Origin of the sequence: Pigmentiphaga kullae (genome assembly GCF_004216695.1) — a bacterium.
GTDB lineage: Bacteria > Pseudomonadota > Gammaproteobacteria > Burkholderiales > Burkholderiaceae_B > Pigmentiphaga > Pigmentiphaga kullae.
The window spans coordinates 455745-477248 of the sequence record NZ_SGXC01000002.1 but is presented as its reverse complement, the minus strand read 5'-3'; the positions used below and the strand labels follow the sequence as shown (position 1 = coordinate 477248).

Annotated in this window: 18 protein-coding genes; 8 read left to right on the top strand and 10 right to left on the bottom strand. The window is 69.3% G+C overall.

Features of this window, described 5'->3' with window-relative positions; translation table 11 throughout:
* Positions 1-20: 20 nt before the first annotated feature.
* The 5 genes from EV675_RS16615 to EV675_RS16595 all read right to left on the bottom strand — a co-directional run bounded on the left by EV675_RS16615 (position 21) and on the right by EV675_RS16595 (position 6252).
* Entirely contained in the window at positions 21-917 is an 897-nt protein-coding gene (locus EV675_RS16615) for an alpha/beta fold hydrolase (RefSeq protein WP_130358348.1), read from the bottom strand.
* A 46-nt stretch (positions 918-963) separates the two neighbouring features.
* A complete protein-coding gene (locus EV675_RS16610; protein WP_130358347.1) occupies positions 964-3363 on the bottom strand; it encodes a DNA internalization-related competence protein ComEC/Rec2 in 2400 nt (799 codons plus the stop codon).
* A gap of 97 nt (positions 3364-3460) precedes the next feature.
* Complete coding sequence (locus EV675_RS16605; RefSeq protein WP_130358346.1) at positions 3461-4270, bottom strand: TatD family hydrolase; 810 nt, start codon at positions 4268-4270, stop codon at positions 3461-3463.
* A 25-nt stretch (positions 4271-4295) separates the two neighbouring features.
* Positions 4296-4991, bottom strand: coding sequence for an ABC transporter ATP-binding protein (locus EV675_RS16600; protein WP_130358345.1), 696 nt, complete (start codon positions 4989-4991; stop codon positions 4296-4298).
* Positions 4984-6252 carry a lipoprotein-releasing ABC transporter permease subunit gene (locus EV675_RS16595; protein WP_130358344.1) on the bottom strand — a complete coding sequence of 423 codons (1269 nt, stop codon included), beginning with the start codon at positions 6250-6252 and terminating at the stop codon, positions 4984-4986. Before EV675_RS16595 ends, EV675_RS16600 begins: the two co-directional genes overlap by 8 nt.
* Positions 6253-6359: 107 nt before the next feature.
* Here EV675_RS16595 and EV675_RS16590 point away from each other — a divergent pair, with 107 nt between their 5' ends.
* The 5 genes from EV675_RS16590 to EV675_RS16570 all read left to right on the top strand — a co-directional run bounded on the left by EV675_RS16590 (position 6360) and on the right by EV675_RS16570 (position 13303).
* Positions 6360-7439 carry a hypothetical protein gene (locus EV675_RS16590; RefSeq protein WP_130358343.1) on the top strand — a complete coding sequence of 360 codons (1080 nt, stop codon included), beginning with the start codon at positions 6360-6362 and terminating at the stop codon, positions 7437-7439.
* Positions 7418-9130, top strand: a complete 1713-nt coding sequence (gene recJ, locus EV675_RS16585) for a single-stranded-DNA-specific exonuclease RecJ (RefSeq protein ID WP_130358342.1) — start codon at positions 7418-7420, stop codon at positions 9128-9130. Before EV675_RS16590 ends, recJ begins: the two co-directional genes overlap by 22 nt.
* 79 nt (positions 9131-9209) lie before the next feature.
* Positions 9210-10314, top strand: a protein-coding gene (prfB, locus tag EV675_RS16580; protein ID WP_130358341.1) for a peptide chain release factor 2 whose coding sequence is annotated in 2 segments (ribosomal slippage) — positions 9210-9290 and positions 9292-10314 — 1104 coding nt in all. Because the reading frame shifts where the segments join, the coding sequence is not laid out codon by codon here.
* Positions 10315-10392: 78 nt separating this feature from the next.
* Positions 10393-11922 (top strand): lysine--tRNA ligase, encoded by a 1530-nt coding sequence (gene lysS / locus EV675_RS16575; RefSeq protein WP_130358340.1) that lies wholly within the window; start codon positions 10393-10395, stop codon positions 11920-11922.
* 49 nt (positions 11923-11971) lie between these two features.
* The gene (locus tag EV675_RS16570; RefSeq protein ID WP_130358339.1) at positions 11972-13303 is read left to right on the top strand and encodes a serine hydrolase domain-containing protein; all 1332 of its coding nucleotides are present in this window, start codon (positions 11972-11974) and stop codon (positions 13301-13303) included.
* 5 nt (positions 13304-13308) lie between these two features.
* On the opposite strand, the gene EV675_RS16565 is transcribed toward EV675_RS16570, so the two are convergent.
* From EV675_RS16565 to EV675_RS16545, 5 genes are all read right to left on the bottom strand, one after another.
* Positions 13309-13755, bottom strand: a complete 447-nt coding sequence (locus EV675_RS16565) for an SRPBCC family protein (protein WP_124689745.1) — start codon at positions 13753-13755, stop codon at positions 13309-13311.
* Positions 13756-13859: 104 nt separating this feature from the next.
* On the bottom strand, positions 13860-14237 hold the full coding sequence (locus tag EV675_RS16560) for a VOC family protein (RefSeq protein WP_130358338.1): 378 nt from the start codon (positions 14235-14237) through the stop codon (positions 13860-13862).
* Between the two features lie 26 nt (positions 14238-14263).
* A complete protein-coding gene (gene mnmH / locus EV675_RS16555; protein WP_130358337.1) occupies positions 14264-15364 on the bottom strand; it encodes a tRNA 2-selenouridine(34) synthase MnmH in 1101 nt (366 codons plus the stop codon).
* On the bottom strand, positions 15364-16398 hold the full coding sequence (gene selD, locus EV675_RS16550; protein ID WP_130358336.1) for a selenide, water dikinase SelD: 1035 nt from the start codon (positions 16396-16398) through the stop codon (positions 15364-15366). Before selD ends, mnmH begins: the two co-directional genes overlap by 1 nt.
* 72 nt (positions 16399-16470) lie before the next feature.
* Positions 16471-16953 (bottom strand): SgcJ/EcaC family oxidoreductase, encoded by a 483-nt coding sequence (locus EV675_RS16545; RefSeq protein ID WP_130358335.1) that lies wholly within the window; start codon positions 16951-16953, stop codon positions 16471-16473.
* Between the two features lie 87 nt (positions 16954-17040).
* On the opposite strand from EV675_RS16545, the gene EV675_RS16540 reads away from it, so the two are divergent.
* From EV675_RS16540 to EV675_RS16530, 3 genes are all read left to right on the top strand, one after another.
* On the top strand, positions 17041-17493 hold the full coding sequence (locus tag EV675_RS16540) for an acetyltransferase (protein ID WP_130358334.1): 453 nt from the start codon (positions 17041-17043) through the stop codon (positions 17491-17493).
* A gap of 231 nt (positions 17494-17724) precedes the next feature.
* Positions 17725-20427, top strand: a complete 2703-nt coding sequence (gene acnA / locus EV675_RS16535; RefSeq protein ID WP_130358333.1) for an aconitate hydratase AcnA — start codon at positions 17725-17727, stop codon at positions 20425-20427.
* Positions 20428-20527: 100 nt separating this feature from the next.
* Positions 20528-21436: a LysR substrate-binding domain-containing protein gene (locus EV675_RS16530; RefSeq protein WP_130358332.1), complete on the top strand. Its 909-nt coding sequence runs from the start codon at positions 20528-20530 to the stop codon at positions 21434-21436.
* Positions 21437-21504: the final 68 nt, after the last annotated feature.

The following is a 21504-nucleotide window of genomic DNA, read 5'->3' as shown; positions in this document are numbered from 1 at the left end:
ATAGCAGGCCGCGATGACCGCTAGTCGCGCAGGAAACCGTCCACCAGATCCAGTTGCGCCGGCGTCATGAACGTGGGCGCATGCCCCACGCCGGCGACCTCGACGCGCTGTGCGTGCGGGTTGCGGGCCAGCATCCCCGCCACGGTATCCTCGGTAAGCAGGTCCGAATGTTCGCCGCGTACGATCAGGATTGGGCATTCGATGTTGGTGTAGACGTGCCACAGCGCCGCCTCGGCCGCGACGGCCGTGGCCGGGTCCATGGCCGCGAAGGCCTCGGCGATGGCCGGGTCGTAGTGCATGGTCCACGGTCCGGCCGGGCCGTCGACCTGGCGCACCACGTGCCGCGTCAGCTCGTCCCACTGTTCCGGGGTATGCGGGCCGAACGAAGCCGATACCGTGCTGACGTAGGCCCGCGCTTCCTCGAAACTGCCGAAGGCCGGCGCCTTGCCCACGTACTGCCCGATGCGCGCCAGCGCGGCCGGCTCCAGGTGCGGGCCGACGTCGTTCAGCACCAGCTTGTCGATGGGCGATGCCTGCAGGCCCGCCAGCGCCATGCCGATCAGGCCGCCCAGCGAGGTCCCGAACCAGTGCAGAGTCTCGGCCTGCACCCGGGCCAGCAGCGGCATCATGTCCGCCACGTATTGCGGCACCGTGTAATAGGCGGGATTGACGAGCCAGTCCGAACGGCCGCGACCCACCACGTCCGGGCAGACCACCCGGTAGCGGCCGGCCATGCGCCGCGCCAGCGCGTCGAAATCGCGGCCCGAGCGGGTCAGGCCGTGGGCGCAGACCAGCACGTTGTCGTTGGACGGATCCCCCCATTCCCAGTACGCCATGCGATGCAGGCCCGCCGGGCTCAGGCAGGTCACGAACTCCAGGCGGGGCTGGAGGGAGGCGGACGGGGCGTCGTGATTCATGAAGGCGTTCCTTGCTGGGCCGGACTCGGGATTGTAGCCACCGCCGTCAGGGCGCGGTGTGCCAATAGCGGCGCCTGGTCTCGCGCTCGCGTTCGACCCGCAGCCCCGCCGCGCGCGAAGTGAACACCAGCGCACCGTGCCTGTCGGTACGGTGGAACATGGCGCCCGCGCGCCGCCACCGCTGCTCGGCGTCGGGGTGCGGGTGGCGGTAGCGATTCAGGTAGCCGGCCTGTGCGACCGCATGCGAGGCCCGCGCGGCGTCGACCAACGCCGGACTGGACGAACCCCGCGACCCGTGGTGCGGCACGGCCACCACGTCGGCTGCCAGATCCTCCACGGCCGCCAGCCCCGCTTCCTCGGCCGCGCCGATGTCCCCCGTCAGCAAGGCCGCGTGATGCGCGCCGCGCACCCGCAGCACGCAGCTGTGCGCGTTGCGCTGGCGCGGCGGCACCTCGCCCTGCGGGGAATGCGGATGCAGGAACTCGAACGCCACGCCATCCACCGTCCAGCGCTGTCCGGCGGCGCAGCGCGAAAAAGCCGCTGGTCCGATGTCCCCTGGCGCCAGATCGTAGGACGCATGCACCCGCTCAACGGGCAAGGCAGCCAGCACCGAGCGCAGGCCGCCCGCATGATCCGCGTCGGCATGCGATACCACCACGTGTTCCAGCCGGCGTATGCCACGCGCGCGCAGATAGGGCCAGACGACGCGCTCGCCCGCATCGGCCTTCTCGCCGTAGGGTGGCCCGGTGTCGTACAACAGCGTCGCGCGCGCCGTCTCCACCACGATGGCGGTGCCCTGCCCCACGTCCAACAGCGCCAGGCGCCATTCGCCCGGCGCGGGGCGCATGGGCCGGTAGGCCAGCATGGGCACCAGCAGCACGAGCCCCAGCCAGCGTCCCGGCAGGCCGCGCGGCTGCAGGGCCCAGACCACGCCGGCCAGCGCCAGCGCGAACAGCGGCCAGGGCGGCGCCGCCAGCGACACGGCCGCCAGCCGGGTCTCGGCCAGCCATTGCAGGGGCACCATCAACCCTTCGAACACCGCGTGAGCGATGGCAGCCGCGACCGCTCCCACCTGCGCCAGTCCCGGGATCAGGCACAGCGCCAACGCCGCCAGCGCCAGTGGCGTGACCACCAGGCTGACCACCGGAATGGCCGCGGCATTGGCGAGCGGGGATACCAGCGACACCTGCTGGAACAGCAGCGCCAGCGCCGGCAGCAAGCCCACGGTCAGCGCCGCCTGCGCGCGGGCCCCTTCGCGCACCGAAGCGGCCATCCGCGCGGACCAGACGGGGACCGGCGCCGATTCGTCGCGCTGCCGCCAGCGCCCGCCGCCGCACAGTATCAGCAGCGCCACCGCGCCGAACGACAGCCAGAACCCGGCCGCCAGCGGAGCCCAGGGGTCCAGCGCGCAGACCAGCGCCGCCGCCAGCGCCAGCACCCGCGAGCCGGACACCGGCACGCGCCATGCCGCCGCGCCCGCCACCACGGCCAGCATGAAGAAGGTTCGCCGGGCCGGCACGCCCCACCCCGCCAGCAGGCAGTACAGCCACGCCACGGCCAGCGCCGCGCCGGCGGCGGCGACCTGGGCTGGATGCCGCTCGGACAGACGGATGCCGCCCCAGCTGCAGCGCTTCCAGGCCTGCAACACCGCCCATCCCGCCAGCGCGGCCAGCATCGTCACGTGCAGGCCGCTGATGGACACCAGGTGCGTGATGCCGGTGCGATTGAAGGTCTCCCAGTCGTGCTGGTCGACGCCGGCCTGGTCGCCCATCGCCAGGGCCGCCAGCACGGCGCCGTAGCGCTTGCCTTCCAGCGCCTGGCGCAGCGCCGCCCGGCACACATGGCGCACCCGCTGCACCGCCACGTCGAAACTGACGCGGGGATCGTCCGCCAGCCGGGCGGGACGGCCGCGCACCGACCCGGTGGCCCGTATGCCGCGTTCGAACAGATAGGCCTCGTAGTCGAAGCCGTGGGGGTTCAGATTGCCATGAGGCCGCTTCAGCGCCACGGTGCCACGCCAGCGCTCGCCCGGCACCACCTGCGCGGCCGGCCCCCGCCACGACAGCTGCACCTGGCCGGGCACGCCGGCCGGCGGGTCCGGCACCGTCGCCTCGAAACGCTGGCCGGTCGCCGTCGCCGTGGACAGGCTGGCGACGAGGTAGTCCAGTTCGAGGGGCACGTTCTCGCGCGCCGGCGACAGGCCGTCCTGCAAGCGCAGGTCGATACGCGTCAGCGCCAGGCCGGCGCCCGCCGCACAAGCCGCGACTGCGAACAAGACGGCCGCGCGGCCAGACTGCCGGCGTCGTTGCAGCAATCGTCCCCATACGCCGCACGCCCCCGACACCACCATGCCCCCGAGCACCGAAACCCAGGCCGATGGCACAGCCGGCAGTCCATGCACCCCCGCCGTGCCCAGCACGAACGCCACCAATGCGAAACGCAGCATGTCCTTCCTCCGGCCCAAGGCCAGGATGGTAGGCATGCCGGGGCCGCCACGCAGCCCCCGCTGGGATGAATCTGTCCGGGATGCGGCCCGGCGGCGCTCAGGCGGCCAGCGCCCCGCCCAAGCGCGGCAAGACCCGCCGCGCATTGGCCGACGTGGCCGCGGCGATCTCGGTCATCGGCAGGCCGCGCAGCTCGCCCAGCACCGCGGCAATGCGCGGCAGTTCCGCGGGTTCGTTGCGCCGGTTCTCGCGCGGCAGCCAGGCGGGCGGGATGTCGGGCGCGTCGGTTTCCAGCACCAGCGCGGCCAGGTCCATCCCGGCCGCCAGCCGGCGGATGTTGCGCGACCGCTCGTAAGTCATCTCGCCGCCCAGGCCCAGCGCGAATCCGCGCGCAACGAACAACTCGGCCTGCTGCCGGCTGCCGTTGAAGGCATGGGCGATGCCGCCCGGAACCTCCACACGCCGCAGGTACTTCAACAACACGTCCTGCGAACGGCGCACGTGCAGCAGCACGGGCAGGCCGAACTCGGCCGCCAGCTTGAGCTGGGCGTGGTAGAAGCGTTCCTGGCGCGCGCGCTGCTCGCCCTGGGCGATGTCCTGGACGAAGAAATCCAGGCCGATCTCGCCTACGGCGACGAAACGCGGATCGCCCATGGCCCGCGCCACCGCGTCGCGCAGATGTTCCAGGTCCTCGTCGGCGGCGTCGCGCACGTACATGGGATGGATGCCCAGGGCGTAGGCACCGCCCGGGACCGCATGGGCGAGGTCGCGCACGGTGGAAAAATTGCCACGCGCCACGGCAGGGATGACGATGCCGGCCACGCCCGCGGCGCGGGCCCGCGCGGCAGCGTCCGTACGGTCGCTGCCGAACTCGGCCGCGTCGAGGTGGCAATGGGTATCGATCAGCATCGATCCACTTTACCGCCCCGCCGTTCTAGACGGAAATTCCCTCGGCCAGCACGCCGTCGGCCATCTTCAATTGCCGGTCGGCCAGCGCCGCCAGCTCGGCATCGTGGGTCACGATGACGAAGGCCATGTCCAGCTCCTGGTTCAGCCGCTTGAGCAGGCCGAACACCTCGCGCGCCGTGTGGCGGTCGAGGTTGCCCGTGGGTTCGTCGGCCAGCACGCACAGCGGCCGCGTCACCAGGGCGCGGGCCAGCGCCACGCGCTGGCGCTCGCCGCCGGACAACTGGCCGGGATGATGGCTGGCCCGCTGCCCCAGGCCCACCTGCTCGAGCATTTCGGCGGCGGCGCGGCGGGCCTGCGCGCGGTCCGTGCGGCGCACGATCAACGGCATCGCCACGTTGTCCAGCGCCGAGAACTCGGCCAGCAGATGATGGAACTGGTAGACGAAGCCCAGGCTGCGATTGCGCGCCAGGCTGCGCTGCTTTTCGCTGAAGCCGGCCGCCGCCTGGCCGTCCAGCACGACCTCGCCCGAGCTGGGCTGGTCCAGCAGCCCCAGCACATGCAGCAGCGTGCTCTTGCCCGAGCCCGAGGCGCCCACCAGGGCCACCATTTCGCCCTGGCGCACGCGCAGGTCCACGCCGCGCAGCACGGTGACGCGCTCGCCGCCCTCGGCATAGACCTTGGATATGCCCCGTCCTTCCAGGACCACGCGGCGATCAGTCATGGCGCAGCACCTCCGCCGGTTGCAGGCGCGAGGCGCGCCAGCTGGGATACAGGGTGGCCAGGAACGACAGCACCAGCGACGTCACGCCTATGGTGACGATGTCGGACAGGCGCGGGTCGGACGGCAGCTCGGTGATCAGGTAGATGTCGCGCGGCAGGAACTGGATGCCCAGCGCGTGTTCGATGGCGGGCACGATGATGTCGATGTTGTAGGCAATGAGCGTGCCGCCGGCCACGCCCAGCAACGTGCCGATGACGCCGATCAGCGCCCCCTGCACCACGAAGATGCGGGCGATCTCGGCCGGCGTCGCGCCCAGGGTGCGCAGGATGGCGATGTCCGCCTGCTTGTCGTTGACCGCCATGACCAGCGAGGACAGCAGGTTGAAGGCCGCCACGGCGATGATCAGCGCCAGGATCAGGAACATCATGCGCTTCTCGGTCTGCACCGCGGCGAACCAGGTGCGGTTGTTGCGCGACCAGTCGGCGGCGGCGATGTTCGGCGGCAAGAGCTGCGCCAGGTCGCGCGCCACCTGCGGCGCCTTCTGCATGTCGGCGATGCGCAGCCGCACCCCGCCGATGCCGCTGTCGCGGAACAGCCGCGCCGCGTCGTCCACGTTCACGAAGGCCAGGCTGGAGTCGTATTCGTAGTGACCGGCCTCGAACACGCCCACCACGGTGAACTGCCGCATGCGGGGCGTGAAGCCGGCGGGCGTGACCGAGCCCTGCGGGGCCAGCATCAGGATGGGATCGCCCAGCCCCACGCCCAGCCCCTGGGCCAGCGCGCGTCCCAGCACCACGCCGTAGCTGCCGGGTTTCAGGTCGTCCAGCGAGCCGGCCACCATGTTCTTGGCCACGTCGGAGACGTCGCGCTCGGCCTCGGGCTCGATGCCACGCACCTGCACGCCGCGCAGCACCTGGTCGCGGGCGATCATGGCCTGGGCCGCCACGTAGGGGGCCCCCGCCTGCACTTCGGGATTTTTCTTGGCCAGCGCCGTCAGTTCGCGCCAGTTGGCCAGCGCCGCGCCGCGCTCGCCCCCCACCGGGTAGAGTTCGATGTGCGGCAGCACCGACAGCATGCGGTCGCGCACTTCCTTCTGAAAGCCGTTCATGACCGACAGCACGATGATCAGCGCCGCCACGCCCAGGCCGATGCCCGCCATGGAACTGGCGGCAATGAAGGAAATGAAGCGATCGCGTCGCCGCCCGCGGCCGGCGCGCGTATAGCGCCAGCCTATCCAGAATTCGTAGGGTATCTTGAGCACGCGCGTATTATGGCAGAAGGCGGCGGCCGGCACCGCCGCCGCCCTACCCCTACAATACCGGCCATTCGGCCCGCCGCCCGCGGGCGCTTGTATCCGGATCCTACGCCGTGCCCGCCTCGCCCTCCGACCTGACCCTGCTGCTTCCCGGCCTGCTGAGCGACGCCGCCATCGCGCCCGAACTGGCGCGGCAGCTCGCGCACCAGCCCGCCGTGCGCACGCTGGTCTCGTGGCTGGGCGCCGCACAGCCCGTCCAGCAGGACTTCGACCCTTTCGAGGCGGGCTGCACCTCGCGCGAGTACTGGTGGCTGCATCGCGCGGGCCACCGGCCGCCGGACGGCAAGATCGGCGCGGGGCTCGCGCCCTTGCTGGTGGACGACGCCCGAGACGGCCGGCCCGTCTGGCTGGCGGACCTGGCCCATGTGCAGGTCGGCCGCGACGGGCTGGTCCTGACCGACCCCGGCGAACTGGGCACGACGCAAGGCGAGAGCGACGCGCTGCTGGCCGCGGCGCGGCCCGCGCTGGATGCGCATGGCGCGGCGGCCCGCACCGTCGGCCCGCGCCGCTGGCGCCTGGACCTGCCTGACGGCGCCGCCCGGCACACCGGCACGCCGGATGCCGTGACGGGCGCCGCGTTGGATGCCTGGTGGCCGCGCACCCCCGAGGCCCGGCCCTGGCGCAAACTGGTCAACGAGATCCAGATGCACTGGCACGAAGCGCCGGTGAACGCCGACCGCGAAGCGCGGGGGCTCGTCCCGGTCAATGCCCTGTGGCTGTACGGCGGCGCCGCGCCGTGGCGGCCGGATTGGTCCGCCGGCCGGCCCTCGCTGGTGGCCGGCAATGCGCCCTGGCTGCGTGCGCTGGCCGAACGCGACGGCCTGCCCTGGCGGCGCCCCGCCGACGCGGCGGCGAGCCAGCCCGGCGCGCTGGTGGAGCTGGACGACCTCGTGCTGCCCGAACGCACCGACGACTGGCGAAGCTGGCTCGATGCCGCCGCGCGGCTGGAGCGCGACTGGTTCGCCCCGGCCGGCGCGGCCCTGCGCGCCGGCGCCCTGCGACAACTGACCCTGGTGCTGCCGGCCCGCGAACGGCTGGTCACCCTGACGATAGACCGGCGGCCCGCCCTGCTGCGCTGGCTGCCCTCCCCCCGACACGACTGGAAACGCTGGTGGTTGCCCCAAGAATCCTGACCCGTCAGCCCGACCCGGCTGCCCGGCGCCGCCTGGAACAGGCCGGCATCCATCCCCTGCTGGCCCGCCTGTGGGCGGCGCGCGGCGTGGCCGCGCCGCAGGAAACGGCGCCCGACTGGCCGGCCATGCTGGCCCCCTCGCTGCTGACCCACGCCGGCCGCGCCGCCGCGCTGCTGGCCGATGCCATCGCCGCGCGCAAGCGGCTGCTGATCGTGGCCGACTACGACTGCGACGGCGCCACCGCCTGCGCCGTGGGCCTGCGCGGGCTGCGCGCCATGGGCGCCGTGGTGGACTTCCTGGTGCCCAACCGCTTCGAGACCGGCTACGGCCTGTCGCCGGCGGTGGTCGAGCTGGCCTGCGCCCATCCGGCCGGCAAGCCCGACATCCTGATCACCGTCGACAACGGCATCGCCAGCCTCGACGGCGTGGCGGCCGCGCGCGAGGCCGGCATGCAGGTCGTGATCACCGACCACCACCTGCCCGGCGACGTGCTGCCGGAGGCCCTGGCCATCGTCAATCCCAACCAGCCCGGCTGCGGCTTCCCGTCCAAGCACCTGGCCGGCGTCGGCGTCATCTTCTACCTGCTGCTGGCGCTGCGCGCGGAGCTGCGCCAGCGCGGCGCCTTCGGCGGCGACAGCGGCCCCAGGCTGGACGCCCTGACCGACCTCGTGGCCCTGGGCACCGTGGCCGACGTGGTCAGGCTGGACGCCAACAACCGCCTGCTGGTGGCGCAGGGCCTCAAGCGCATACGCGCCGGGCGCATGCAGCCGGGCCTGCGCGCGCTGTTCTCGGTCAGCGGCCGCCAGGCCCGCGAGGCCAGCACCTTCGACCTGGGCTTCGCCCTGGGGCCGCGCATCAACGCCGCCGGCCGGCTGGCCGACATGAGCCTGGGCATACGCTGCCTGGTCACCGACGACGAGGACGAGGCCCTGAAACTGGCGCGCGAACTCGACACCATGAACCGCGAACGCCGCGAGATCGAGGCCGGCATGCGCGACCAGGCCCTGGCCTCGCTGGACGCGCTGCCCGCGGCCTCGGCCGCCAGCCTGTGCGTGTTCGACGCCTCGTGGCACCAGGGCGTGGTGGGCCTGGTGGCATCGCGCCTGAAGGACCGCTTCTGGTGCCCGACCCTGGCCTTCGCGCCGGCCGGCGACGGCGAACTGCGCGGCTCGGGCCGCTCCGTGCCCGACGTGCACCTGCGCGACGCGCTGGATCTCGTCTCCAAGCGCTACCCCAGCCTGATCCGCAAATTCGGCGGCCATGCCATGGCCGCCGGCCTGACCCTGCACGAGGCCGATTTCGCCGCCTTCGTGCCGGCCTTCGACGCCGCCGTGCGCGAACTGACGGGCCGCAGCCGCTTCGAACCGGCGCTGGAAACCGACGGCTCGCTGGAAGCCGACTACGCCAACGCCGAGGTCGCCACCCTGCTGGACCAACAGGTCTGGGGATCCGGTTTTCCGGCGCCCGTATTCGTCGATGCCTTCGTCATCCGCAACCAGCGGGTGGTGGGCGAGAAGCACCTGAAGCTCGCGCTCGAGCGCGGCAGCCAGCGCTTCGACGCGATCTGGTTCGGCCACGCTGACGCCCTGCCGCCCGCCGTGGACCTGGCCTACCGACTGGCGCTGAACAACTGGAACGGCATGGTGTCCGTGCAACTGGTGATCGAGCACGGCCAGGACGCGGCGCGCTGAATCCCGCGCGCGACCCGCCGGTGGGCGCCCGGCCTACGTTAAAATAGCGGGTTACGCGAAAAATCACCTGGAATTCAGCATGGAAGCAGAACGCCTCAACCAACTCGAAGCCCAACTGCAGGACCTGGCTGCGCGCGCCCAGGATCTACGGAGGTATCTTTGACTACGATGTCAAAGATGAACGCCTGCAGGTCGTAAACGCCGAGCTGGAAAACCCCGACGTCTGGAACGACCCCAAGCACGCCCAGGACCTGGGCCGCGAGAAAAAGGCGCTGGAAACGATCGTCCTGACCATCAACGAGATCGGGACGAGCCTGCGCGACGCCGCCGAGCTGTTCGAGATGGCCGCGGCCGACAACGACGACGCCACGCTGGAATCCATCGTCGGCGACGCCTCGGGCATCGAGGAAAAAGTGGGCGGACTGGAATTCCGCCGCATGTTCGCCAATCCGGCCGACCCGCTGAACTGCTTCCTGGACATCCAGGCCGGCGCCGGCGGCACCGAGGCGCAGGACTGGGCCTCCATGCTGCTGCGGCAGTACCTGAAGTACGCCGAGCGCAAGGGTTTCAAGGCCGAGCTGATGGAAGAGTCCGAGGGTGAAGTGGCCGGCATCAAGTCCGCCACCATCAAGATCGAGGGCGAGTACGCCTTCGGCTACCTGCGCACCGAGACCGGCGTGCACCGCCTGGTGCGCAAGAGCCCGTTCGATTCGTCCGGCGGCCGGCACACCTCGTTCGCCAGCGTGTTCGTGTACCCGGAAGTCGACGACTCCTTCGAGGTCGACGTCAATCCCGCCGACATCCGCGTGGACACCTTCCGCGCGTCCGGCGCGGGCGGCCAGCACATCAACAAGACCGACTCCGCGGTGCGGATGACCCACGTCCCCACGGGCATCGTCGTGCAGTGCCAGAACGACCGTTCGCAGCACCGCAACCGCGCCGAGGCGATGCAGATGCTGAAGTCCAAGCTGTTCGAACTGGAAATGCGCAAGCGCATGGCCGAACAACAGAAGCTGGAAGACTCCAAGACCGACGTGGGCTGGGGCCACCAAATCCGTTCGTACGTGCTGGACCAGAGTCGCATCAAGGACCTGCGCACCAACGTAGAAATCTCCAACACCCAGAAAGTGCTGGACGGCGATCTCGATCCCTTCATCGAAGCCAGCCTGAAACAGGGCGTCTGACCGACACCGGCAACGCGGCGACTTCGGTCGTCGCACCGACATCGACGACATCCGACATTACCGACCCCGACAGCCATCATGACCGACAACCGGCCCACCGCCAACGAACCCGCGCAAGACGAAAACCAGATCATCGCCGAACGGCGCGCCAAGCTCGCCCGCCTGCGCGAAGCCGGGCCGGCCTTCCCCAACGACTTCGTGCCCGCCGACCGCGCGGCCGCGCTGCACGCGGCGCACGACGGCACCGAGAAGGAAGCGCTGGACGCCACCGACATCGCCGCCAGCGTCGCCGGCCGCATGATGCTCAAGCGCGTGATGGGCAAGGCCAGCTTCGCCACCCTGCAGGACTCGACCGGCCGCATCCAGATCTACCTGAGCAAGGAACTGGTGGGCGAAGAGGTCTACAACGCCTTCAAGCACTGGGATATCGGCGACATCCTGGCCGTGCACGGCAAGGTCTTCAAGACCAACAAGGGCGAGCTGTCGATCCAGGCCGCCGAGGTGCGGCTGCTGACCAAATCGCTGCGCCCCCTGCCCGACAAGTTCCACGGCATCGCCGACCAGGAAATGCGCTACCGCCAGCGCTACGTCGACCTCGTCATGACCGAGTCGACCCGCAACACCTTCGTCGCGCGCAGCCGCGCCATCGCCTCCATCCGCCGCCTGATGACCGAGGCCGGCTTCCTGGAGGTGGAGACGCCCATGCTGCACGCCATCCCCGGCGGCGCCGCGGCCAAGCCCTTCACGACCCACCACAATGCGCTGGACATGCCCATGTACCTGCGCATCGCGCCCGAACTCTACCTGAAGCGCCTGATCGTGGGCGGCTTCGAGCGCGTGTTCGAGCTGAACCGCAACTTCCGCAACGAAGGCGTCAGCCCCAGGCACAACCCCGAATTCACCATGATGGAGTTCTACGCGGCCTACGGCGACTACCGCTGGCTGATGGACTTCACCGAACGACTCATCCGCCAGGCGGCCATCGATGCCACCGGCGGCGCCAAGGTGACCTACCAGGGCCGCGAGGTGGATCTGTCGCAGCCCTTCGACCGGCTGACCATCACCGAGGCCATCCACAAGTACGCCGAGCCCGGCTACACCGACGGACAACTGAACGACGAAGCCTTCGTGCGCGCCGAACTCAAGCGGCTGGGCGCCCACGTGGACGGCCCGCAGCTGGCGCGCGCCGGCCTGGGCGCGCTGCAGCTGGCGCTGTTCGAGGAAACGGCCGAAGCCAAGCTGTGGCAGCCGACCTACATCATCGACTACCCGGTGGAAGTGTCGCCGCTTGCGCGCGGCTCGGACACGCGCCCGGGCATCACCGAGCGCTTCGAGCTGTTCATGGTCGGCCGCGAGATCGCCAACGGCTTCTCGGAGCTGAACGACGCCGAGGACCAGGCGGAACGGTTCCGCAAGCAGGTCGAGGCCAAGGACGCCGGCGACGAGGAAGCCATGTACTACGACGCGGACTACATCCGCGCGCTGGAGTACGGCATGCCTCCGACGGCCGGCTGCGGCATCGGGATCGATCGCCTGGTGATGCTGTTGACCGACAGCCCCAGCATCCGCGACGTGATCCTGTTCCCGCACCTGCGGCCGGAGGATTGAAGACAGGCGCTGTCCCCGCAACCTTTTGGCAGGACCAAGGAGAAGCCCCATGGACACACGATCCCGGCCACGCGCGGCCCTCCTGGCCACCCTGCTGCCTTTGTTGGCCATCACCGCCGCGCTGGCCGCCGAGCCGGCGCCCACCTACCCCGACGCCGACGCCAGCGACCCCGCCAAACTCGGCTGGATGGTCGGCTCGCCGCCCCCGCCGGACCGCATCCTGCGCTTCGACGACGGTTCGTACTTCCGCTTTCCCGCGATGCGCTGGAGCGTCTCGAACTTCCGGCAGTTGATGCCCACGGTGAACGTATCGCGCGGCCTGGCCGCCCCCACGCCGCTGCCCCGGGCCATGCGCGACGACATCGATGATGTCGTCTTCCAGCCGCTGGGCTCGAACCGGACCATGACCTGGCAGGACTCGCTGAAGGCCAACTACACCGACGGCATCGTCGTGCTGCACAAAGGGCGCATCGTCTACGAACGCTATTTCGGCGTGCTCGGTCCCCAGGGCCAGCACGGCGCGATGTCGGTCACCAAGTCCTTCATCGGCACGCTGGCCGCCATGCTCGCGGCCGATGGCACGCTGGATCCGTCGCGCAAGGTAGCCGAGTACGTGCCCGAACTGGCGACATCCGCCTTCGGCGATGCCACGGTACGCCAGCTCATGGACATGACGACCGGCATCCGCTTCAGCGAGGACTACGCCGACCCCAATGCCGATGTCTGGGCCCACGCGGCCGCCGGCAACCCGCTGCCCAAGCCCAAGGACTACGCCGGACCGCGCAGCTACTACGAGTTCCTGCAGACAGTGCGGCCCGAAGGCAGGCACGGCACGGCCTTCCACTATCGCACGGCCAACACCGACGCGCTGGGCTGGGTGCTGGCCCGCGCCAGCGGCAAAACCGTGGCGCAGTTGCTGTCCGATCGCATCTGGAGCCGGCTGGGCGCCGAGCAGGATGCCTACATGACGGTCGACTCGACCGGCACGCCGTTCGCGGGCGGCGGCCTGAACACGGGCTTGCGCGACCTGGCCCGCTTCGGCGAAATGATCCGGAACAACGGCGTCTTCAACGGCCGGCGGATCCTGCCCGCCGCCGCCGTGGCCGACATCCGGCGCGGCGGCGACCCGGCGGACTTCGCCCAGGCCGGCTACACGCTGCTGGCCGGCTGGACCTACCGCGACATGTGGTGGATCACGCACAACGCGCACGGCGCCTTCGCCGCACGCGGCGTGCACGGGCAGGCCATCTACATCGATCCCAAGGCGGAGATGGTGATCGCGCGCTTCGCCTCGCATCCGGTGGCCAGCAATGCCGCCAACGACCCGACGTCGCTGCCGGCGTACCACGCACTGGCGCTGCACCTGATGAAATCGCGCTGATCCGCTCAGTCCGGGATTTCCGGCTCGACCAGCTTGGCCAGCTGGAGCAGCGATTCCTGCCAGCCCAGATAGCACATCTCGGTGGGAATGACTTCGGGAATGCCGGCCTGCACGACGTCCAGATCGGTGCCGCAGGCCACCTGCTTGAGCACGACGGTGACCGCCATTTCTCCCGGCAGGTTGGGATCGTCGAACTTGTCGGTGTAGCGGATCTTCTGGAACGGGACCAGTTCCTGGTACTCGCCGCCGAAGGAATGGGCGTTGCCGGTCGTGAAGTTCCGGAAGGACATCTTGAACGTCCCGCCGACCTTCGCTTCCAGGTGGTGGACCTGGCAGGTGAAGCCGTACGGCGGCAGCCACTTCGCCAGCGCGTCGGCCTCGACGAAGGCGCGATAGACCCGCTCGGGGGTGGCGCGCAGGACACGGTGGAGTCGGACGGTACCGGTAGCCATGGTGAATCTCCTTTCGTCAGGGTGGTTACATGCCTACGACGAGCGGGAAACGCGGAAATCGACAACCCGATGATCAGTGAAAACCCTAGGGTACGGACATGCCGTCAATCCCAGGCGTTGGCCCCCTGTTCGAACCCGCCTCGGTAGGGCTTGCCCACGCAGAAGCGGTGTCCGCTGGGTGCCTGCATGACCACCCAGGCCTTCTCGCGGGACACGATGACGGCACCCAGGCCTTCCATGCGCGCCACCTCCGCGTCGATCGCATCGGTCTCGATGTCGAGATGGGCCCGGGCCTCGTGGTCGACCTTCTGGATGATGATCTGGACATCGCCGGGCCGGGTCACGAGCTGGATATAGCGACCGCCGGGATCGACCTTCCCGGGCAGAGGACACCCCAGCGCGGCGCTCCAGAAACGTGCTTCCGACAGCAGATCGCCGGTCCTGCAATCGATGACGATGTTTCCCAATCGGCTCTTGTGCATCGCAGCTCCCATGCGGGCGGTGCCCGCTACGCCCTCGCCTGCTCCCGCAGATAATCCAGCACCGCGCGCTGGTCACCGGTGAACACGATGCGCGCCGCCTTCAGCTTGCGCTGGTAGACGTACATGGGATCGTAGTAGCCGGTCAGCAGTTCCTCGATCCAGGCCCGGTGAGGTTCGACGCCTGCGCCGCGCGCCTGCCCGGCCAGGGCGGCATCCATGATCGCCGCGAGGCGCTGGTGCCGCTCGCCCCCCAGCCGCTTGTGGATGTTGTCCAGGCTTTGGCGCAGGCGCTGGCCGAACAGGTCCCTGCCGGCCTCTTCGCCATGGATGGCCACGAACTCGGCGCACAGGTCGACCACGTAGTCGCGTAGGATGCGTTCGACGCGGTTTTCCAGGCTGTCTTCCAGCCAGACCACCGGATATGTCTGCATGCCCTGGAACAGGCTGAGCGGCACGCTGCAACTGCCTATCGCATGGCTTTCGTCCTCCAGCACGAAGCGGGCATGGCCGGCCTCCCGCTTCTTCAGGACATCGATCGCCAGGTCGTTCTCGAAGCCGATCTGTGGCGGCTGCCCGGTGGCATGCTTGCCGAAACTCGATCCACGGTGATGGGCATGCCCCTCCAGGTCCAGGGCATGGTCCAGTTCCCGCAGCACGTCGGTCTTGCCCGTACCCGTCATGCCGCCCAGCACCACGAAACCGCACTCGGCCACGGCCCGCTCCAGCGTGTCCATCAGGAAGCCGCGCATGGCCTTGTAGCCGCCCACCACGCGCGGATAGGCGATGCCCGCTTCGTCGCGCAGCCACTGCTGGACGATCTGCGAACGCAGGCCGCCGCGGAAGCAGTACAGGCTGCCCTGGGGATGCGCGCGGGCGAAGGCCGCCCAAGCCTCGATCCGCTCTGCCTTGGTCTGGCCGCGGACCAGTTGATGGCCCAGCGCGATCGCGGCCTCCTGGCCCTGCTGCTTGTAGCAGGTGCCGACCTTCTGCCGCTCGATGTCGGTCATCAGCGGCAGGTTGACCGCGCCCGGGAAGGCTCCCTTGCGGAATTCGATGGGCGCGCGGGTATCCATCAAGGGCATGCCTTGCAGGAACAGCGCGCGGTAGTCGTCGATGTCGCCGCGCATCACACCACTTCGACCGCGTAGTCCCGCCGCTCGACCAGTTCCCCGATGGGTTCGAGCGCCAGCCCGGATTCGGCGGCGGCCGCCAGGAACTCGTCCTCGGCCCCCGGGGCGACCGCCACCAACAGGCCGCCGCTGGTCTGCGGATCGCACAGCAGGTCGATACGGTCCTGGCCCAGCGGGGCGATGCGCTGGCCGTAGCTGTCGAAATTGCGGCCCGTGCCGCCGGGCACGCAGCCTTCGGCCAGATAATGCTCCACGCCCGGCAGGCGCGGCACCTTGGCGAACTCGACGCGGGCGCTGACGCCGCTGCCGTCGGCCATCTCCACCAGATGGCCCAGCAGGCCGAAGCCGGTGACGTCGGTCATGGCCCGGACGCCGGCCAGCCGGCCGAAACGGCTGCCGGGCCGATTCAGCGTGCACATCCAGTCCCGCGCCAGGTTCACGTCCTCGGGGCGCAGTTTCGCTTTTTTCTCGGCCGTGGTCAGGATGCCGATGCCCAGCGGCTTCGTCAGGTACAGCTTGCAGCCCACCGTGGCGGTGTCGTTGCGCTTGAGCCGCGCCTTGTCCACCACGCCGGTCACGGCCAGCCCGAAGATGGGCTCGGGCGCATCGATGGAATGCCCGCCCGCCAGCGGAATGCCCGCTGCGTCGCAGGCCGCCCGGCCGCCGCGCACCACCTCGCGCGCCACCTCGGGCGGCAGCAGGTTGACCGGCCATCCCAGGATGGCGATGGCCAGCAGCGGATCGCCGCCCATCGCATAGATGTCGCTGATGGCGTTGGTGGCGGCGATGCGGCCGAAGTCGTAGGGATCGTCGACGATGGGCATGAAGAAATCCGTGGTCGACACGACGCCGCGCTCGTCATCCAGCGCGTAGACCGCCGCGTCGTCGCGCGAGGCGTTGCCCACCCACAACCGCGGGTCGAGATTCTGCGCGCCGCTGCCGGCCAGGATCACGTCCAGGACCTTGGGCGATATCTTGCAGCCGCAGCCGGCCCCGTGGCTGTACTGCGTCAGGCGTATGGGAGTGCTCATGGATCGTTCGCAATGGCTTGATGCAAGCCATTCTAGAACACCCGTCCAGCCGGGCCTGCCGCCCGGCGCCCCTTACTTCCTTTCCGGCATCGCCGACGAGTGATGGCTGGTGATCAGCCATTGCTGCCCGTCCCAGCGATAGGTATAGGTGTAGCGCGCCCTGACCGCGGCCCCCGTCCGGGCGAAGGTGAAGGTGTAGAGCCCCGAGTCGACCGCGGTATTGCACCCCAGCGCGATGCGGCGCTCGTCGATACGGCCCGCCGGCCGGTCTTCCAGGAAATGATGGAAGTAGTCCTCCTTGGCCTGCGCGGTGTAGCGGGGCTGGTTGGACATGGTGGGCAGCAACACCGAATCCGGCGCGTAGTTGGCCACCACCCGATGCGGATCCCCGGTCTGCAGCGAGCGGTTCCACCGGTCGAACAGGCCGGCGATCTCCTGCTCGCTCACCCCCTTGCAGCTTTCCAGGTGAGGCGCCAGCGCGCCCCCGGACACCCCAGGATTCGTGGCACAGCCTGCCAGCGCGCCGGCCAGAATCACCATTCCCAGACCTTTCATGAACTTCCCCCCTTCATTGTTGTTGTGGAAGCGAACGCTCAAGCATAGCGGAGAGCGGCCTCGGCCGTGCCGTGGCTATACTGTCCCGTGATCAAGATCCGCCCCTCCACTCCCCAGGACGCCCCCCGCGCCATCGCCATCTGGCGCCGCGCCGTGGACGCCACCCACGACTTCCTGGCACCGGAAGACCGCCAGGCCATCGACCGCGAAGTCGCGGCCTTCCTGCCCGACGCCCCGCTCTGGGTAGCCGTGGACGACCAGGACCGCGCCCTGGCTTTCATGCTGCTGAACGACGGCCACATGGAAGCCCTGTTCGTCGACCCCGACCACCGCGGATCCGGCCTCGGCCGCGCCCTGGTCCGGCACGCCCTGGAACGATGCCCCGGCCTGACCACCGACGTGAACGAACAGAACGCCCAAGCCATAGGCTTCTACGAACGCCTGGGCTTCACCCCCACCGGCCGCTCCCCGCGGGACGGCCGGGGCCGCCCCTATCCTCTGATCCACCTGCGCCACCCCACCCCAACACCAGCCGGATGACCAGAGCCCCTCTCCGCCAACCTCGGTGCAGGCCTGCTTGCGGCCGGGGGCCGGGAGCAGGCCGCCTCAAGAACCAAACCTCCCCCCTGCGGTCCAAACATCACTTGCATTTTTATGTCTTATATCTTATATAAGACATAGGACCTACCCTTATAGAAAGTCATCCGCCCCCTACATCGCAACGATGCAACATAAGTGGTAGATTTAACCGGTTTTCCTTCGGAGCCCATCATGCCGCACAACACGTTCAAAACCCTGAAAGAGTTCAAGATCGGCAGCAAAACCGGCCAGTACTACTCGCTCCCGGCGCTCGGCAAGGCCCTGGGCGTGGCGGTGGAACGATTGCCCGTTTCCCTGCGCATCGTGCTCGAATCCGTCCTGCGCAACTGTGACGGCAAGAAAGTCACCGAAGAACACATCAAGCAACTGGCCAACTGGAAACCCGGCGCCAAGCGCGAAGAAGAAATCCCCTTCGTCGTCGCCCGCGTCGTGCTCCAGGACTTCACCGGCGTTCCCCTGCTGGCCGACCTGGCCGCCATGCGCAACGTCGCCGCCAAGCTCGACAAGAATCCCAAGGCCATCGAACCCCTGGTTCCGGTGGACCTCGTCGTCGACCACTCCGTCATGATCGACGCCTACGGCACCAAGAACGCCCTGGACATCAACATGAAGCTGGAATTCAAGCGCAACCACGAGCGCTACCAGTTCATGAAATGGGGCATGCAGGCCTTCGACACCTTCGGCGTGGTGCCCCCGGGCTTCGGCATCGTCCACCAGGTGAACCTGGAATACCTGGCGCGCGGCGTGCACAAGCGCGACAAGGTCTACTACCCCGATTCGCTGGTGGGCACCGACAGCCACACCACCATGATCAACGGCATCGGCGTGGTCGGCTGGGGCGTGGGCGGCATCGAGGCCGAGGCCGCCATGCTGGGCCAGCCCGTCTACATCCTGACCCCCGACGTCGTCGGCGTCGAACTCAAGGGCAAGCTGCGCGAAGGCGTCACCGCCACCGACCTGGTGCTGACCATCACCGAGATGCTGCGCCGCGAGAAGGTCGTGGGCAAGTTCGTCGAGTTCTGTGGTCCCGGCACGGCCAGCCTGACCGTTTCCGAGCGCGCCACCATCGGCAACATGGCGCCCGAGTACGGCGCCACCATGGGCTTCTTCCCGGTGGACGAGCGCACCATCGACTTCTTCAAGGGCACGGGCCGCACCAAGGAAGAAATCGACGCCTTCGAGGCCTATTACCGCGCCCAGAAGATGTTCGGCGTACCCAACGCCAAGGACATCGACTACACCAAGCTGCTGACGCTGGACCTGTCCACCGTCGCGCCCTCGCTGGCGGGCCCCAAGCGTCCCCAGGACCGCATCGAGATCGGCGACGTCAAGGCCACCTTCGGCGACCTGTTCAGCAAGCCGGTTGCCGAGAACGGTTTCTCGCAGCCCGCCGCCAAGCTCGACCAGGTCTTCACGACCGACAACGGCATCCCCGTCCAGAACGGCGACATCCTGATCGCCGCCATCACCTCCTGCACCAACACGTCCAACCCCAGTGTGCTGCTGGCGGCGGGCCTGCTGGCCAAGAAGGCGGTGAAGGCCGGGCTCAAGGTCAAGCCGCACATCAAGACCTCGCTCGCCCCCGGATCGCGCGTCGTGACCGAGTACCTCCAGAAGACCGACCTGCTGCCCTACCTGGAACAGCTCGGCTTCGACGTGGCGGCCTACGGCTGCACGACCTGCATCGGCAACGCCGGCGACCTGGCGCCCGAACTGAACGACGTCATTACCAAGAACGACCTGGTGTGCGCGGCCGTGCTGTCGGGCAACCGCAACTTCGAGGCCCGCATCCACCCGAACATCAAGGCCAACTTCCTGGCCTCGCCGCCGCTGGTCGTGGCCTACGCCATCGCCGGCACCATGAAGCGCGACCTGATGACCGAGCCGGTGGGCCGCGGCACCAAGGGCGACGTCTACCTGGGCGACATCTGGCCGACCCAGGCGGAAGTCGAGAAGCTGATGAAATACGCCCTGGACCCCAAGGCGTTCAAGAACAACTATGCCCAGGTCAAGACCAACCCCGGCAAGCTGTGGCAGGACATCCAGGGCGTGGCCGGGCAGATCTACGACTGGCCCAAGTCGACCTACATCGCCGAGCCGCCGTTCTTCGAGGACTTCACGATGGAACCGGGCGCGGCCAATGCGGTGGTCAGGAACGCGCGGGCCCTGGGCCTGTTCGGCGACTCCATCACCACCGACCACATCTCGCCGGCCGGCTCGATCAAGGAAAGCTCGCCCGCGGGCAGGTACCTGCAGGCCAACGGCGTGATGAAGGCCGATTTCAACAGCTACGGCTCGCGCCGGGGCAATCACGAGGTCATGATGCGCGGCACCTTCGCCAACGTGCGCATCAAGAACCTGATGATCCCGCCCAATGCCGACGGCACGCGCGTGGAAGGCGGCATCACCGTGCACCAGCCCAGCGGCGAACAACTGTCGATCTACGACGCGGCCATGAAGTACATCGCCGAGGACACGCCCACGGTGATCTTCGGCGGCGAGGAATACGGCACGGGTTCGTCGCGCGACTGGGCCGCCAAGGGTACGCAGCTGCTGGGCGTGAAGGCGGTCATCGCGCGCAGCTTCGAGCGCATCCACCGCAGCAACCTGGTGGGCATGGGCGTGCTGCCGCTGCAATTCAAGGGAGGCGACAGCATCCAGTCCCTGAACATCACCGGCCGCGAGACCTATGACATCACCGGGCTGGAGAAGGGCATCAAGCCCCAGCAGGACGTGACGCTGACCATCCACTACGAGAACGGCACCAGCAAGCAGGTCCCGCTGCTGCTGCGCATCGATACGCCCATCGAGGTGGACTACTACAACCACGGCGGCATCCTGCCCTTCGTGCTGCGCCAGTTGCTGGCGGCCTGAAGCCGGACGGCCCCTCGCCGGGGCCGCCACCCGAGGCCTGCGCTTTTCGGTGCCCTCGCGGCGCCTGGCGCGGGCCTCGCCACATCTGCGGAGCCCACGCTTGGTCAATCTCTCGCGCTTCGATCTCGTCACGCTGTCGCTGTTCGCTGCCGTCGCGCGCCACGGCAGCATCTCGGCCGCTGCCCGCCAGGCCAACCTGGCCGTGGGCGCGGCCAGCCGGCGCATCGCCGACCTGGAGGACGCGGTCCGCACGCCACTGCTCTATCGCCGGGCCTCGGGCGTGGAGCTGACCGAGGCCGGGCGCGCCTGCCTGCAGCACGCGCTGCGCATCCTGCAGGACGTGGAGCAACTGGCCGGCCGGATGTCCGACTATGCCAGCGGCGCCGTGGGCCAGGTCCGCATCGCCGCCAATACCTCGTCCATCACGCAGTTCCTGCCGGAAGACCTGTCGGCATTCATGGCCGGCCATCCCGGCATCCGCATCGAGCTGGAGGAACAGAACAGCGCCGACATCGTGGCCGCGCTGAACGAGAACCGCGCCGACGTCGGCGTGTTCGCCGACCGCACGCCCGCCGAGGGCCTGGCGACCTACCCCTACCGCGAGGACGAACTGGTGCTGATCGCCCCACGCGCGCATGCGCTGGCGTCGCGGCGCGCGGTGGCCTTCCGCGACACGCTGGACTGCGACCACGTCAGCCTGCCGGACGCGACCTCGCTCGCCAACCGGATAAGGGAGGAAAGCAGCCGGCTGGACCGGCCCATCCGGCCGCGCATCCAGGTACGCAGCTTCGATGCCATCTGCCGGATGGTCGCGACCGGCATGGGCGTGGGAATCCTGCCCCGCCTTGCGGCGGCCCCGCATGCGAAGTCCATGAATCTGAAGCTGGTCGCGCTGGAGGACGGCTGGGCCAGGCGCGGCCTGTTGCTGGGCGTGCGCGCGCCCGAGGCGCTGACGGCGCCGGCGCGGCTGCTGGTGTCGCACCTGCGCACGGCCGCCACGCCGGCCTGACGGCGCCGCCCGGGCTTTCGCATTCCGGCAAACCCCGCTTGCCCGATCGTCCATTTCCCCCTCCGGAC

Coding starts and splice junctions, on each gene's coding strand:
- EV675_RS16615 (WP_130358348.1), bottom strand. CDS start 917: ATGAATCACGACGCCCCGTCCGCCTCCCTCCAGCCCCGCCTGGAGTTC.
- EV675_RS16610 (WP_130358347.1), bottom strand. CDS start 3,363: ATGCTGCGTTTCGCATTGGTGGCGTTCGTGCTGGGCACGGCGGGGGTG.
- EV675_RS16605 (WP_130358346.1), bottom strand. CDS start 4,270: ATGCTGATCGATACCCATTGCCACCTCGACGCGGCCGAGTTCGGCAGC.
- EV675_RS16600 (WP_130358345.1), bottom strand. CDS start 4,991: ATGACTGATCGCCGCGTGGTCCTGGAAGGACGGGGCATATCCAAGGTC.
- lysS (WP_130358340.1), top strand. CDS start 10,393: ATGACCGACAACCGGCCCACCGCCAACGAACCCGCGCAAGACGAAAAC.
- EV675_RS16570 (WP_130358339.1), top strand. CDS start 11,972: ATGGACACACGATCCCGGCCACGCGCGGCCCTCCTGGCCACCCTGCTG.
- EV675_RS16565 (WP_124689745.1), bottom strand. CDS start 13,755: ATGGCTACCGGTACCGTCCGACTCCACCGTGTCCTGCGCGCCACCCCC.
- EV675_RS16560 (WP_130358338.1), bottom strand. CDS start 14,237: ATGCACAAGAGCCGATTGGGAAACATCGTCATCGATTGCAGGACCGGC.
- mnmH (WP_130358337.1), bottom strand. CDS start 15,364: ATGCGCGGCGACATCGACGACTACCGCGCGCTGTTCCTGCAAGGCATG.
- selD (WP_130358336.1), bottom strand. CDS start 16,398: ATGAGCACTCCCATACGCCTGACGCAGTACAGCCACGGGGCCGGCTGC.
- EV675_RS16545 (WP_130358335.1), bottom strand. CDS start 16,953: ATGAAAGGTCTGGGAATGGTGATTCTGGCCGGCGCGCTGGCAGGCTGT.
- acnA (WP_130358333.1), top strand. CDS start 17,725: ATGCCGCACAACACGTTCAAAACCCTGAAAGAGTTCAAGATCGGCAGC.